A 14,889-nucleotide genomic window follows, 5' to 3' on the forward strand; every position below is an offset into this window, starting at 1 on the left:
AAAGATGCTGGGGCTTGTCGTTCTTCGTTGAGCGTCTCAATCCGAGTAAGTCGGAGCTTCTTCGTTTCAACTGCAATGGCGCCGGGCGCCGCGGAGACGATTTCAATACACCGTCGTATGGTCAGTCATTTCCCTGCTTTTTTCAGTCGCCGCCACGAGCGAGCAACGGTGGCATCGCCGGAAGAGCGTACGCATACGACGAGGACCGCCTGATTGACGCATGCGCGCGGGTACAGTTAGTTCTATGATCGGCGGGGTGAAGGTCAGGCGGCTTGCTGATCGGTGGGATTGGCTTGGCGCAGGAGCTTCCATTCCCAGGGCAGCAGTTCGTGCAGCCGCGACGTAGGAAGATCGGCGATCCGGGCGAGGACGTCGGCGAGCCAGGCCTTGGGATCGACGTCGTTGAGGCGACAGGTCGTGATCATCGTCAGCATGATGGCGGCCCGATCGGCACCGCGCTGGCTGCCAGCGAAGGTCCAGTTGCGCCGCCCCAAGGCGATGCCTCTCAACGCGCGTTCAGCGCAATTGTTGGTCAAGCAGACCCTGCCGTCGTCGAGGAAGCGGGCGAAGTCGTCCCAGCGCCTGAGCATGTAGTTCATGGGCTTCAGGACCTCGGAGGAGCTCGACAGGGTCTCCCGCTCGCGGAGCAGCCAGTCGTGCATGTCGTCGAGAAGCGGCTTGCTCTGTTCCTGGCGCACGGCGCGCCGGCCGTCGGCACTGCGGCCGTTGATGGCGCGCTCGATCTCGAACAGGGCGTCAAGACGCCTGACCGCTTCCAGCGCGATCGGGGAGACCGGTTTGCCTTTCTGTCCGTCCCGGGCGGCTTTCTCGATGTCAGCCAGTTCGAAGAAGCCCCGCCGCGCATGGGCCAGGCAAAATGCCGGCGTGATCGGCATCGCTTTCCTTTTTGGGTCGAACAACGGCTCGAAGCCGCTATAGCAATCCGCCTGCAGGATACCGCCGAAGACGGCCAGATGCTTCTGGGGATGTTCGCCCCTTCGGTCGCCCGAGGCGTAATAGACCGCCGCCGGCGGCGCAGGTCCGGCGAAGGGCCGATCATCCCGCACATACGTCCAGATCCGGCCGGTCGTGCACTTGCCCTTCGCCAGGATGCGGATGGTGGTGTCGTCGCCATGAAGGCGCTCGGCCGCAAGCACATGACGCTCGATCAGCTGGAACAGCGGCGTGACGGCGAAGGTCCCGTGACCGACCTGGTCGGCCAGCGTCGATAACGGCAGATCGATCCTCTCGGCCTTAAAGCGCACGCTCTGGCGGTTGAGCGGGATATGCATGCCGAACTTGTCGAACAGAATCGTCGCCAGCAATTGTGGGCCGATGAAGCCGCGCGGCGTCGCATGGAACGGTGCCGGCGGCTGGCTGATCTTCTCGCAATCGCGGCAGGTGAACTTCTCGCGTACCGTCTCGATGACCTTAAAGCGACGCGGAATCTCCTGCAGCGTCTTGGTCACATCCTCGCCGACCTTCGCCAACCGCGATCCACCGCAGCAGGCGCAGGTCCTTGGAGCCTCGATGACGACGCGCTCACGTTCGATGTCGTCCGGCCACGGCTTGCGCACCGGCCGCTTGCGCGTGAAGGCGCTCACGCTCTGGGTTTTTGCCGCGGCAGCCTGCGCAGCCAGCTCATTCTCGGTCGCCGTGGTGGCGAGTTCTTCGAGCTCCAATTCCAACTGCTCAAGTAGCCGCGCCGTGCGCTCGGAGCGCTGCCCGTGCAGTTCGCGTTTGAGCTTCTCGATCCGTAGCTCAAGATGAGCGATCAGCACTTCGCTGTCCGACAGCTCCGCCCGCGCGTTGGCGGCATCCGCGACCGCCACATCGCGTTCAGCCTGCAACGCCTCGCGCTCGGCCAGCAGCGCAAGGTAGGCGCTCGCGAGATCCGACGGAAGATCGCTCGGCTTCAATGTCATGAAGCCATTGAATCAGATCGAGCATCAGATTCAAACCCAAAACGATTATCCGACCCGCGTCGGACGCTGGGTTTCTTGCGGATTGCGCCAATCGATCCCGGACAGCAGGTAGCTCAACTGCGCCAGCGAGATCGTTACCGCTTCACCGGCAACCGATGGCCAGATAAACTTTTTTCTCTCGAGTTTTTTTGTGAACAAGCAGGCTCCCTGACCATCGTGCCAGATCACCTTCACAAGATCGCTGCGGCGACCGCGGAAGACAAACAAATGACCGCTGAGCGGTTCTTTGTGCAGCACCTCCTGCACTTGGAGGGCCAGCGATGGAAAGCCTCTGCGCATATCCGTGTAGCCTGTAGCCAGCCACACTCGCACATTCCCTGGTACAGAAATCATCGGCGTCCAAGCACATCGAGGACCCGCGCCAACGCCTCCGGATCGACGTGCGCATCCACCCGGATGCACCGTCGGTTGCCGAGATCGATCTCTATCAATCCAGTACGCGCGGCTGCCGCCGAGCGAACTCGGCCATCAACCGTAGGCAAAAGCTTCGGAGTTTCTTCAGCCGAGGCCGCTACGGCGGCGATCTGCACCGGCGTAAAAGATGGTGCAACTTGTTCCGATGTCCGTGCTTGTCGACGCCAGGTAAACACCAGGCTGGCCGCTACTCCGTTGCGCCGCGCAACCTCAGTTACCTTCGCGCCCGGTGCCAGCGTCTCCTCGACAATCCGTGCCTTGTCGTCCTGCGACCAACGCCGCCGCCGCTCGAGCCCGCCCAAAACTTCGACCCGCATCGCCTGATGACCTTAAAGCTAGACCTAAGGTCACACGCTTCGCGAATTACCACCCGTCACGCAAGACGGTCCTCGTCGGAGCGGTACGGAAGAGCATGCTCCGCCGCAAGATCAGCTTGGTGGACTGTTCATTGAGTCATGGCGCGAGCTCACGACAGCAATCCGTATGACTAGTTTGATCGATCTTTTACAGCTCGATTCCGTGCGGCCCTAAGCACCCGGTGCATCACTTCGCTTTTGATCTCGCAGGCGATCTCGTTGACGTTGAGGTCCGAGCGACCGCTGGGCCTCGGCATCGCCCGTCAGACCCGCTTCGGCCCCGTTGGTTCAGCCGAATTTGAAACTCCTCGCCCATCGCATCGATGAGCCGATCGTCCATTGCTGCGTACTTATCCATTCGGTCGATAGATCTGATCAAGAAAATCAATTTTACCGCTTGCAGCGTCGTCAGATAGACCGTCGAGAGCGGCTGGGGCTAACCTAGGGAAGCGATGTCTCGAATGAAAAAGTCTGTGTTAGTGACCGCGAGCGCCCTCGCGCTTGCAACGGCGGTGGTGCCTCCTTTTGCTGCAAACGTTGCCGCGCAGCCGGTTGCGGCGAGTGCGCCGGTAGCCGATACATCATATCCTGAGTGCGTGGATGACCCGTTGAATGGCATCTGCGATCTGTTTTTTTGCTTGACGGATCCCTCGTGCGTCCGGCACTGACAACGGGAAACATATCAAGCAGAGAATGAGGGTCGACCCTCGTGCGGCCGCTGCTCCGACAGCGGCCGCGTCCTTATGCCGTATGGTTGCGCTGGCAGATAGTATAAGCCGGGCCTATTTGTTCTCTAAAGGCTATGATCAGAGTGACGGCTCACTTACAGCCCGTCGGTGACGCCCGCTGATCGTGCAACTGCCGCATCGGCGAAGATCGGGTAAACGGAAACAAGTCATTTCAGACGGCGCCACTGCGCTCCGACAGGAGCTCCTGCTCGATGTAAAGCTGCTCCAATTTTTCAGGATAGATTGCTTTTACGTGCTGGCCCCATAGCCGTCCTCCGGCTCGATGTTTCGCATTTCGGGCATCATAGATGTCATCCTCACCTGTTCGGGTATGACTAAAGCAGCGGTCGTGGCGTTACGGCCGTTCGTCTATGGTCGGGCACATAATTGAGTGGCGCCGTCTCCGGCATCGTAAGCATGGCACAAAGCGCGGCCGCGCCCGCGAAAAGCATGTACCAGGCGGGCACGAGTGCACTCCCGGTAAGATGGATGAGCCAGGTGACGATCGGTTGAGCTGTGCCTCCAAAAATCGCTATCGCAAAAGCGTAGATCGTCGCGAACGCGCGACCACGAATGTACTTGGGCAAACCTTCGGCCATGCTCACGTAGAAGGCGCTATACGGAATCGTTCCGATCAGGGTGAGCACGCCGAGACCTCCTAGAAGTGCGAAGGCACTGCGGCTCTCTGCAATCCACAAGAATACCGGATAGGTCATCAGCAATGCAGTGACCTGCGGCCATATCATGATAGGCCGACGGCCTACGCGGTCGGCGAGCAGGCCGCCCAACAGTGCTGCAGAAATTCCGACCGTGTTGCTGATGAGCGTAGTAGCAAAGGCGAGAGGCGTGGAAACGCGGAGGGTGTTCAACGCGTAGGTCGTCATGTATCCCGTAACATAAGTCGTGATCGTGCAGCTGGCCAAGATGACAAATCCCAAGCTCATGATGCGGCGATCGGTAGGCCGTCGCCCCTCAGGCTGGGTGACAGGAACCGGCGCCTCGGGGCGGTGCAGCGTTTCGGGCAGGACGCTCCGCAACCAAAATCCAAACGGCAACGTGGCCGCGCCGAGCAACAGCGCGACCCGCCATCCGTACGCATTGAGCGCTTCGCTTGTCATGGTGAGCGAGAGTATTTCTCCAACCAACGCTCCGGCCGTCGCAGCTACCTGTTGGCTCGCGGGCTGAAAGGAGACCGCAAGACCGCGGGCTTTGGTGGGGGCCGCTTCCATCAAGTAGGCTGTCGTTGGACCGACTTCACCTCCGAGAGCAAAGCCCTGCAGCAAGCGTGCGAAAATGGCTAGCAACGGAGCGGCAAGTCCTATTGTCTCGTACGATGGCGTGATAGCCAATAACAGGACCGCGGCGCTCATCATGGCAAAGCTGGCAATCATCGCCGGTCGGCGGCCGGCCCGATCCGAATACGAGCCGAGCACGATGGCTCCGATCGGCCTGGTCACAAAGCCTGCGCCGAAGGTTCCGAGTGACAGCATGAGGCTGACAAACTGGTCAGTTGCCGGGAAGAACGCCTGACCGATCTGTATTGCGAAAAAGCTATAGGTCCCGAAGTCGTAGAATTCGATGATGTTGCCGATGGTTGCGCCCAACACCGCGCGGCGTGTCAAGCGTTCGTCTGCCGGACCGAGGACCGGCTCCAGCCTCTCTGGAGTAAATTGCCTCGCCATCCTCGACCTGATCTGGAGCGCGATCCATGGCCCGAACATTTCGACCAGACAGGTCGCGCAAAGTTGCATTCCACTTGCCCGAGTTCGTCCTCACGGCCATCGCCTGTTCACATGTAGGCTAAAGCGTGTCACGACGAACCTCACGGTAATCTCTGCAATAAAAATGCCCGCCTTTCGCGGCCCATTTTACCCTTGATCTGATGACTGGCCTTGCCGGCAAGACAAATATGAGAACCTGCTATAGTTGTCGGGCACCCAGACATTGCGCTGCTTTGGCGAGTTTGAGACAAATTGGCGGGTGCCGAACACGATCGGCGATGTCTCGCGCCCTTTCAGCCTCGGCCAGGTTGCGTCCGCTCCGTGAGGCGTCAGCGGGCCACGCCTTTCGTCGCCAAGCCGATTGTCGCCGCTCAGCGCGCCTGCGGCGGTCTCTCGCGCGCCGGGCAAGATCCACCACTCATCGGTGCTCCACCTTTGTGTCGCGGCCGGGTCCCGTCTAGCGGGCGAACCGGCTGCTCACGGGTCGCTCGCGTCTGGCGACCGCCAAGGCCCAGGTCGTCCGTCATAAGGTGCGTTCGGCGCTGCCCGCCCGCGCATGTTGGCTATCTCCTGCGCGAGGGCCTCACCCGGGACTGGGAGAAGGCCCGGCTATTTGGCCCAACGGCGACGAGGCCGATCTCAAGTCGTTCGGTGAGCGCTGCCAAAGGTTCAGGGGCGTACATCTTGGTCAACCACTTAGAGAGCTGTTAAGGCAAACCAGCGACGCATACCCAGGAGTTACCGTTCGTGCGCCCGCAACGGGCGAGCACGAATGTGCCCTACGGTTCTTCGCCAACGGACGCTTGGAGGAAGCGGACATTTCAGCGGCGACCTCGCCACCGCGCGCACGAAATTACGACGATTTTCCTTATTCAGGACACCAGTGAATTCTCTTTCCAACGCCCTGAGACGAGTGCCATCTGCATGACGCAGAGCGTCCATAGCAGCCGGGACAAAGTTGGCGGTTCCTATTGCCTCACCTGAGGATGTAACGTTCCGCTTGCCCGATGTAGCTCCGGCTGTCAGTCCGAGGTTGTATCATGGCGCGCAGGGTTCGAGGCACTGGGGACTTCGCGGAGTACCCACTACACGCAGCGGCAGTCCCCGGATCACCGGCACCGAGCACCCTTAGCCGTGCGCGGGAGGATCGTCTCAGCTGCTTTTGCGTCTCAGCGATTTCGTTCTCTCAGGTAAACACTTCGCTCCGCGGTTGCCGGACTCTCACGTAGGTCTCGCTTTCGTCTGTTCTCGCGCTGGCGCGGCTATCGCGGTCATTCTGGTTAGCGGCCCCGAGCATAGGCTCGAAGCGTCCGCCAGAACGACGGGTCGCGGGCAGAGGTCGAAATGCACATGTTCGGTGCAAGACTGGGTCTGGCCGCGGTCCGCATCACCTGGACCTCCTAACCAGCTTTACGCCCAGGTGAACGCAATGCACGACGCAGACCCACGCGCCGACTGCGAGGCCAGGCGGAATGAGACTTGGCTCGGAGATGATCGCATCAGACGTGGCAGATGCGGCTGCGGGTTTGTCTCCTTCTTCGACCTTTGTCAGCTTCTCGAAAGCCAGCCTCTTTAACATTCGACCTTGGCCACTCGATGACGAAGCCAGCCATCTCTGAATTCGTGACGAACTCAGCTCATTCCCTGGGGGAGATCTTCAAGAAGCCGTTGTTCTCACAACAGAAAGGAGAGCTTTATGGATCCGAACCCGATCGACAATGCCCGTTCCCCGGAATCGCCAACAGCGCACGTCTGGACACAGGAAGATCATGATTTGTTCAGTCAGATCATGAATGAAGCTGGCCCATCATCACCTGCCGCACCTGAGGAAGCGGTAGATGTCACATTCGCCGCTCCACAGAGATTTTTACACGGTTCGCAAATCGCCCCTGACGCGATGGTTGAGAGGCTGTTCCACCACGGTCTCTTGCCGGACTCGGACCAGCCGACGATGACCTATGAAATCCAAGGTCACCGCTACACGGCCGGTTTGGATGAGTCCAATCGCGTTCGTCTTGTTCATAACCCTGCGGAGGACCAAGTGGTTGGGGTCGGCCGGGCGGGGGTACCGGACTTCGGAGCCTTCTTCGCGGAGAAATGGCGCTACGGAATGCCGCTAGCACAGCAATGGGCCACACCTGCTCTAATGGAGAAGCTGCGCCACGACGGTTTTATGCCGACCGCAGATAACTCCACCACGATCCTACTTAACGGACGGGCCTACAAAGCCGAATTAGCCGAAGGAGGGTTCGTTAGGCTTACACGGGAGACAACCCCGCTGTGAACCGATCGCGCGTGGCTGGAGGCCTGCGATCACTTCGGTTGTCCTTAGCTGGAGAGACATTCGCCCAATAGTGGATTATTCGCGCAGCCAGTGGGTACGCATCCTCGGGCCCACTGGCAGCCCACGAGATGAACGGTCATCCTGGACGTTTCGTCCGCGTGGCGCCGGCCTGTCAGTCCCCCCTGCCATATTGCCTGGGAATTGCCTCATCTGAGGATGTTAGTTTCGCTTGATCGATGTAGCTCTGGCTATCGGCCAGTCCGGGATTGCACCATGCCGCGCAGGATCGGAAGTTTCTGGAGACGCGCGGAATGCCCATTACACGCGGCCAGCGCCGAAGCTTTAGCCGTGCGGGATGATCGTCTCGGCTGCTTTGCCTCTGAGCAATCCCAACAAGCTCTGCTATGGTGTGGTGCAGGCCGAACTGTTCGGGGCGTTGCTTCGCGAGGCGACCGAGAATTGCATGCGCGGTCAGACGGAGCTCGGCCGCAAGCCAGCGCTCGATGTCGGCTGGGTCCGCGCAAGTTGGGTAGCGAAACCGCTGACCTGGAGGGGTTACTCGGAAACAGCGAAGGCCCTGCCTAGATAGCCTCGGCGGACGCGCGAGGTATTCTCAAGGAGCTGGCAGCAAAGGTCGCGTAGCCGCAACCACTGCCGCAAGTGGCTTCGCGCAGCGGTGGGATCGCGTAAGCGTATTTGTCGGTCGGGAGTCCGGTCAATTGGCACTACCAGATCTGGGCGTTTTGCAAGCAGTATCGCCGTAGGATCACGGCAATGAGCGCATGCACATAGGTGTGCGCAATCTGCTTCGAAACGCGGAAAAGAACGCCATGGCGAACATCAATCTCAATTCCAAATCTCTTGCAGGTGCACGCGCCGGACAGCGGGCCATCACCGCCCTAAAAGTCATTGTATGGAGAGCGCTGGCCCCGAGACGCCGAGGTTTCCAGATGACACGCGGAATGAAGCCGATGGCGCGGATGGTCGCAGCAACAAGGCGCGCGCTCGCCATGTACGATCTCGACCGGTGCTGCGCAATCTGGTGGCTCTATAGTCTCCATTTCGGATTCACCGGCGACGTGATGTTGGGGCTCGCTGCGGTCTCGGTTGCCCACGAGAGATCCCGCTGCGGAATTTAGAAATCGTGCATCGAGCGCATCCCAGCCCGGTCGCAATGGCGCGCACAATCGGCTTTGAAGCGAGTTCGTCCGGACCAAGAAATCGAGCTGTTATTAGTGGACGAGCTTTGGTTCGGGGGCAGAGTTGCGCCCGCCTCATCAAAGGCGGGTGATATGCAATCGTAGCAACCCGGCGAACAGCGTGATCGCGACATGCCAATCCTCGGCGGCAATTGCGCGCCGAGGACTGGTCATCAGCAAACTTCAGAACGGCATCTAAGAATCTGAAGTCGGGAGCCTCGTTAGTGAGGTCCTTAATTGAGCTTATAAGAGGCCTGAAAGCACGTACCCCACCGTTCCATGCTGTACTTCGCAAGAATGCGCGGGTCACCGACGCAGCCGCTGCTGCTGCACAAAGAGTCGCTGTCCTTTTTGGTCCACATGGCCCAATAGCGGCCACCCGACCCCGACGCTGATGTTCTGGGTGAGGAAGTAGGACAACACGCCCGCAATCTGGACTCCGCCACCACCATTGCCGCGTTGTTCGTCAAAGGTGGTCTTGGGACGCAAGAGATGATAGTCGCGGCCTTTGAAATCGGTCCAGGGCAGGTAAGCGACATCAGCATTGAGGCGCCAGCGCTCGGTCAGCATAGTTTCGGCGCTCAGGCCGATTCGAGGCGCATTCCATTGAGTATCCTCCACACCGACGATCCTAGTGTCGCCCGGCTTCAGACATGCTTCATCCTGAGGCGCGACCCGAACGCAACCAATGGTATCTGAGCTCTGGCTGTAATAGGCCCAGCCTATAAATGCACCGACCTTGTAGTTCGCGCTGCGCAGGAAATCGTAACCGGCGTCCGCCGTGTAATATGCGAACCTTCCGTTTGACTGACCTGAAAGAGTATTTTGGTACGGGTATCCTTCCTGCTGGACCAGCCAATCTTCGTCGTTCATCTTCCCCTTGTTGAAGCTTCCGATCCCAAGGTTGCCCTTCAGGAACACTCCCCAGGGACTGTCGACCCGGCCGAATACCTCCCCCGAAAGCCCGTTCAGTCCGTGATAAGTGAGCCGCGATACGAGTATGCTGGGGTCTAGGGCATCGTTATTATTAAGTGCGCTGTGATCCCATTGGAATCGTCCCCGGCTCAGCCAGAGCCGCGAGCCGCCTTCGAACGACCAACCAGGCGCGTCGGGAATGGATGGTACGCTGCCCGCTGATTTCGCATACGGCGCATCGGACCTTGGTGCGGCCTCTGGGTCCACACCAAAGTGGTAGTTCAGACCAACTCTTCCGATGTGATAGTTGCTGGATAGGCTGGTTGTGTTCGCCGGCAGAATCGCAGGCGGAGATAACTGCACTGTCGAAGCGGTGGCGACACTTGGTCCGCCGAAATGCAGATAGTCATACTCGACATTCACCGACCATGCCGGCGTAAGGGCTCGCTCGAGACCGAGCGCGATCACGCCGCCAACTCGGCCATAATCGAAATGGGTTTTCTCCTGTGGCTGGTTCTCCGGTTCCACGTTGTTGACGACGTCGCCCCGATTGTTTTGCCAGGCTACGCCTGCCTTGAGATAGGCAAGCGTTTGCCCGAGCGGACCGAAGGCGTAGCCGATGCGGCCGGTCCCGGTCGCAAAGAGGTTGGGACCTGCGTTGCAGTTTGCGCTTACAATCAAGTGGGAGGCGGCTAGGCAGGTGTTTGAGCCGTTGGCGGCAGCTGCGCTGGCATCCAGTTCGAGGCCGAACACCCAACTGTTGTTCTGCCAATTGTAGCCGATCTGGCCACCTGCGACGAACGATGGAATATCGACGCTGCCGCCATAGATCGACGGGCCAAAGGGATTGCTAAAGGAGGTTCGGCCGTACCCGCCGCCGGCGTGACCGCCAATGTAGCCTCCAGACCAGTTCCACACCGCCGGTGGCAGTACTTGTCGCTCGAGGTTCGCCATAGCTCTACCCGATGTGACGAGCGCCATCGTCGTAGCACCCAAAAAGAGAACTCTTGATCGCATAATGATTGCCTGCACTTTCCCGAGACGCGGTCCCGCTCGCTAAGTATCGCCGCACGGCAAATCGTCGCAGCGGCCAGACACGTAATGACGCGCCGGGCCGCTCCGAAGATCATCGCACCACGATTGGTGATGATGTCCTGAACGAAGCAAGCCGCGTGCCGGACTAATTCGTATATTTTGCAGGAGTTTCCTAAGAGTGTGTCGCGTCAACTCTCTACGTTGGTTTGAAGGCGGACAATTGAGCGTCGGTAGCACTGCATTGCGCGGCGAGGGTGGAAGGCGCGCGCATGTGCGACTTTCATGTTTTTTCGATTGCAATGTGCGCGGACCCGTTCCGCTCTGACTGAACAGCGTCATTCAAAGTGCAGTGTTCTTTTCCAGCACGAGCTGCCGTGACGGCCAGCGGCCGGTCGTTGCAAGTTTAGTTCGTGTTAGTTTTGGGAGCGTGAGTGCGCGAGAAAGCGAGCTCGTGTCCGGACCACTTTAGCGCGCCCGTTGTCTTGCGGCTTTCGTCGGCTTCGCGGCGTCCTCGAATGCTTTAGGGTGACCGGCGCGATATCCCTTCGCACAAGGTTTGCGAGGTCCACATGCTCAAGGCAATTCATGCCCAGCAGAGTTGTGAATGGCCGAACGGAAGGCGCAAGCGATCGTCGAAGATTTACGGACTGCGACGATGAGCAAGGTGGCCGCCGCGCAAACATGCCGCCCTTACTAAGAACCGACTGTCCCAGCCAAAGCCCCCGATGGGAGACCATCCTCGACGTGGATGCTCTCGCTGACACGGACAAGAAGAACTGGGTTCTTAAAAGGGTGGGCTGCCTCCCGCCCGAGGAGCGCCTATGCTTGCTCAACCTGTCCGAGGGCGGAAAGGACGCTGTGTTCGTCCGTGAGTTCGACGCAGTCGCCAAAACCTTCGTCACGAACGGCTTCGCACTCCCCGAGGGAAAACAGCAGGTCACTTGGGTAAATAGCGACACGGTCCTGATTACACGAGATTGGGGCGAAGGGACCATGACGCAAGCCGGTTACCCTTTCGTTGTGAAGGAGCTCAAGCGCGCTCAGTCGCTCGCGGAAGCGCGCGAGGTCTTCCGTGGTGAGCCGACCGATGTCGAGGCCAAACCATTCGTGCTGCGCGACAGTGAAGGCACGATCCATGCGACCGGCGCCGTCCGCAGGATCGGTTTCTTCGAGCATGAGTATGTTCTCTTTGGGTCCCAGCCGATTAATCTCAATCTGCCAAAGAAGGCGACCATTGGGGGCATCGCGAGTGGTCGCCTGCTGATGACGCTAAACGAAGACTGGATGCCGCCGTCCGGAGATACCCCTTCTCAGCCGGCTCGATCATCTCGTATGACCTGGCCGAATGGAGGCAGGATCCGCTGCGCGCCATGCCCACCCTCGTTTTCAAGCCTGGACCTCGACAAGCGATCAGCGGATTCACCGCCACAAGAAACTTGTTAATCCTAACGATTCTCGACAATGTTCAGAGTAGGACGTTCGTCTACAAGTACAATCAGGCGCCTGGCAGGCCAGGCCGATCCCGCTTCCAGAGAATGCGAGTGTCGGGCTAGCTGCGGCATCGCATGAAACGGACGAGGCGATGTTCACCGTCTCCAGCTTTCTTAGCCCGACGATGCTCTGGTACTTCGACGCCGCAACCGAACGCCTTGAGACCCTGAAGACGACCCCTCCTAGGTTCGACGCCTCGAGACTTGTCGTCGAACAGTTCGAGGCAATCTCGCGCGATGGGACCCGCATTCCTTACTTTCTGGTACGACCCAAGAGCGCAAGATTTGACGGATCAACTCCAACGCTTCTCTCTGGCTATGGTGGGTTTCAGATTCCACTCATCCCCTATTACGCGGGTCCTACCGGACGACTCTGGCTCGAGCAGGGGAACGCGTATGTCGTCGCGAACCTGCGCGGCGGCGGTGAGTTCGGGCCCCAATGGCACCAGACTGCTCAAGGAGCAACGAAGCAGCGGACATGGGATGATTTTATCGCCGTCGCGGAGGACTTGATCCGGCGCAAAATCACTTCTCCCCGCCGGCTGGGCGTGGTCGGCGGTAGCCAAGGAGGCCTCCTGGTAGGCACCGCAATCACCCAACGACCCGACCTCTTCAATGCGGCCATCTTACAGGTGCCGCTGTTCGATATGGTTCGGTTCACCAAGCTGGGCGCCGGAGCCTCCTGGATCAGCGAGTATGGCGATCCCAGCACTCCCGAACAGCGCAAGTGGCTCGACGCCTACTCGCCCTATCAGAGGTTGGTGCCAGGCAAGACCTACCCGGGCCCCTTCATTCTCACGTCCACCAAGGACGACCGCGTGCATCCAGCGCATGGCCGCAAGGCAGCGGCGAGGCTCGCTGCGTTGGGCCAACCGTACTTCTACTATGAGAATACCGACGGGGGCATAGCGCCGCCGCCAACCTAATTGAACAGGCACGCCAGATCGCTTTGGAATATACGTATGCATCCCGGCGGCTTGTCGATGAGTGATGTCGAGGACGAAGATCTACTTCAATGATGAGGCTTGGCGGACGACGTTATCGGCAGCGGCGTCAGACCCGTCTTTGCTCATTCTCGGCGGGACGATCTCCCTGGGGGATGAATCCGGGCGATCAGCTACGCCCTCAGTCTCGCGTATCAGTCCGGGTAGGTCACTCAAGGCCGATTTCTCCTTGATACCCACCAGGCATTTCGTGTGAACAGCCCTCAGGGCAAAGCCGCTGCGTCAGCCTCTCGATCCCGTGGCTAACTTCGTTGGCAGTGCGGATGCGGATAGGGATAGCGCCTTTCTCATCAAGTCCCCTCGATAGGCGCCGGCGCATCCGCGCTGCGTTCCATCTATTGCTGACCGGCCTATATTGCTCAGTCGTGCGATGCTGTATTTCTCTCGCACCCTAGAGCCTACAATTTAAGTGCACAATCATCATCTGGCTCGCTTATCGTCGATCCGCAGTCGGTTGGAGGCTTACTGGAATTCCACCAATGCACTCCGACAATCGATCGATACGCGGAGTGCGACGAACATGGCAGTACAATATGCACGGCAGAGGGATGGGGGCGCAAAGCACCGAATTCGCAATTTGACGTCACAGAGACCTGCCCCCAACGGGGCGGAGTATCTAGATGGTGTGGTCCGCAACCGACAATGTCTCACTGATCAGCAGCCTGAACCGTCCGGGTGTCCTGACGTCGTGATGGCTGACAGCACGAAAGCATGTCTGAGTGGTTGCAGAAGTTTCCGTGGCGGATTGAGCGGGTGTTGATAGCCCACACACTATTGACCGACTGCGCAAAGGCCTGTCAGGTTGCGGTAAGCTATCACAGATACAGAGCCCTTGGGGTTAACGGGATGTGACAGGGACAGCGTTATCGCTCCAGATCGATCAGCGCCGAGTCACTTTTCCGCTAGTCTCAACGGCAGTGCGGATGTGGTAGGGACTAGTTGGCCTGGTTTCAGCCCCCGAGCCGGTTAGCACCGAGCCGCGCCCGCACTGTTTTACATCTTGCCCCGGGACCAATCCCGCTAGCTATCTCCGACAAGCTTCGCAGGTACTCTGGCGAAGGTCGGTACACCACCCGAAAAGGTGAGGGCCACGTACTTCCATTCCTGCCGCAGCGCGCGCAAGAGTGGCCTTGTATACTGCATGCCGCCACGAGAGCCGCCTGAACCGCGAGTTCGGCCGCTAGCGCTTCGGCGTTGAAGGCTATGCCATGGGAGAGTTGGTCGCGGAGCTTGGCGCGGGCTTCCTGTCTGCCGATCTCGGCCTAACACCGGAGGTGAGGGAGGATCACGCCTCCTATATCGGCTCTTGAATCAAGGTGCTGAAGAACGGACGCGCGATCTTCACGATCTCGTCCAATGCCCAACGGACGGCGGACTTCCTTCATAGGATTCAGGCCAAAAAATTCCGTCGCGACCTGAGCCGCGGCGGCAATCATCGATCTGGACCTCGTCATTTTAGCTCCAAATAGCTTAGGTCTCCAATGGACTCTGGACGAAGTTGTTGACTGGGCGTCCTCCGACTTACAGCGGGGCGGATTTTTCGCACCGGTTTCAGATAGATAAATCGCTGCGGCTGCAAGCATTTTGATTGAGGATGCATGGGTTTGAAGCCGAGGCCCGGTCTCAATCGCGGCGACCGTATCGACCCTGTGAGGTCAACGGCCCTGCTCACTCCTTGCATACCACGATGTCCGTAGATGCTGCGCGAGCGCTCGTCCCCCCCCCCGACCATGGGTTGCGAGTCCGGCTTGTGTGCGA

At 59.4% G+C, this 14,889-nt stretch carries 9 protein-coding genes and 1 pseudogene; 5 read left to right on the forward strand and 5 right to left on the reverse strand.

Translation table 11 applies throughout. The features are described 5' to 3' along the window. Window positions 1-263 precede the first annotated feature (263 nt). The 4 genes from tnpC to AB7M16_RS24260 form a co-directional block, all read right to left on the reverse strand. Window positions 264-1,925 carry an IS66 family transposase gene (gene tnpC / locus AB7M16_RS24245; RefSeq protein WP_453945387.1) on the reverse strand — a complete coding sequence of 554 codons (1,662 nt, stop codon included), beginning with the start codon at window positions 1,923-1,925 and terminating at the stop codon, window positions 264-266. Between the two features lie 45 nt (window positions 1,926-1,970). After that, window positions 1,971-2,291 (reverse strand): IS66 family insertion sequence element accessory protein TnpB, encoded by a 321-nt coding sequence (gene tnpB / locus AB7M16_RS24250; protein ID WP_370137884.1) that lies wholly within the window; start codon window positions 2,289-2,291, stop codon window positions 1,971-1,973. A 23-nt stretch (window positions 2,292-2,314) separates the two neighbouring features. Continuing rightward, complete coding sequence (tnpA, locus tag AB7M16_RS24255) at window positions 2,315-2,716, reverse strand: IS66-like element accessory protein TnpA (RefSeq protein ID WP_074448291.1); 402 nt, start codon at window positions 2,714-2,716, stop codon at window positions 2,315-2,317. 1,102 nt (window positions 2,717-3,818) lie between these two features. Then, window positions 3,819-5,165 carry an MFS transporter gene (locus tag AB7M16_RS24260; protein ID WP_453945388.1) on the reverse strand — a complete coding sequence of 449 codons (1,347 nt, stop codon included), beginning with the start codon at window positions 5,163-5,165 and terminating at the stop codon, window positions 3,819-3,821. Between the two features lie 1,735 nt (window positions 5,166-6,900). On the opposite strand from AB7M16_RS24260, the gene AB7M16_RS24265 reads away from it, so the two are divergent. Both AB7M16_RS24265 and AB7M16_RS24270 read left to right on the forward strand, forming a co-directional pair. After that, window positions 6,901-7,488 (forward strand): hypothetical protein, encoded by a 588-nt coding sequence (locus tag AB7M16_RS24265; protein ID WP_036030845.1) that lies wholly within the window; start codon window positions 6,901-6,903, stop codon window positions 7,486-7,488. Window positions 7,489-8,318: 830 nt separating this feature from the next. Continuing rightward, window positions 8,319-8,627 (forward strand): hypothetical protein, encoded by a 309-nt coding sequence (locus AB7M16_RS24270; RefSeq protein WP_225114776.1) that lies wholly within the window; start codon window positions 8,319-8,321, stop codon window positions 8,625-8,627. Between the two features lie 366 nt (window positions 8,628-8,993). Here the strand turns inward: AB7M16_RS24270 and AB7M16_RS24275 are convergent, their stop codons facing one another. Beyond that, the gene (locus AB7M16_RS24275; RefSeq protein WP_453945389.1) at window positions 8,994-10,556 is read right to left on the reverse strand and encodes an outer membrane beta-barrel protein; all 1,563 of its coding nucleotides are present in this window, start codon (window positions 10,554-10,556) and stop codon (window positions 8,994-8,996) included. A gap of 762 nt (window positions 10,557-11,318) precedes the next feature. On the opposite strand from AB7M16_RS24275, the gene AB7M16_RS24280 reads away from it, so the two are divergent. The 3 genes and pseudogenes from AB7M16_RS24280 to AB7M16_RS24290 form a co-directional block, all read left to right on the forward strand. Beyond that, window positions 11,319-12,080, forward strand: a complete 762-nt coding sequence (locus AB7M16_RS24280) for a hypothetical protein (RefSeq protein ID WP_453947254.1) — start codon at window positions 11,319-11,321, stop codon at window positions 12,078-12,080. Between the two features lie 139 nt (window positions 12,081-12,219). Continuing rightward, window positions 12,220-13,053, forward strand: a complete 834-nt coding sequence (locus AB7M16_RS24285) for a prolyl oligopeptidase family serine peptidase (protein WP_453945390.1) — start codon at window positions 12,220-12,222, stop codon at window positions 13,051-13,053. Window positions 13,054-14,327: 1,274 nt separating this feature from the next. Further along, window positions 14,328-14,441, forward strand: a pseudogene (locus tag AB7M16_RS24290) (zincin-like metallopeptidase domain-containing protein); the annotation flags it as partial. Window positions 14,442-14,889 lie beyond the last annotated feature (448 nt).

This window comes from Bradyrhizobium sp. USDA 372, assembly GCF_053629095.1.

Coding starts and splice junctions, on each gene's coding strand:
- AB7M16_RS24285 (WP_453945390.1), top strand. CDS start 12,220: ATGTTCACCGTCTCCAGCTTTCTTAGCCCGACGATGCTCTGGTACTTC.
- tnpC (WP_453945387.1), bottom strand. CDS start 1,925: ATGACATTGAAGCCGAGCGATCTTCCGTCGGATCTCGCGAGCGCCTAC.
- AB7M16_RS24265 (WP_036030845.1), top strand. CDS start 6,901: ATGGATCCGAACCCGATCGACAATGCCCGTTCCCCGGAATCGCCAACA.
- tnpA (WP_074448291.1), bottom strand. CDS start 2,716: ATGCGGGTCGAAGTTTTGGGCGGGCTCGAGCGGCGGCGGCGTTGGTCG.
- AB7M16_RS24270 (WP_225114776.1), top strand. CDS start 8,319: ATGGCGAACATCAATCTCAATTCCAAATCTCTTGCAGGTGCACGCGCC.
- AB7M16_RS24280 (WP_453947254.1), top strand. CDS start 11,319: ATGCCGCCCTTACTAAGAACCGACTGTCCCAGCCAAAGCCCCCGATGG.
- AB7M16_RS24275 (WP_453945389.1), bottom strand. CDS start 10,556: ATGGCGAACCTCGAGCGACAAGTACTGCCACCGGCGGTGTGGAACTGG.
- AB7M16_RS24260 (WP_453945388.1), bottom strand. CDS start 5,165: ATGGCGAGGCAATTTACTCCAGAGAGGCTGGAGCCGGTCCTCGGTCCG.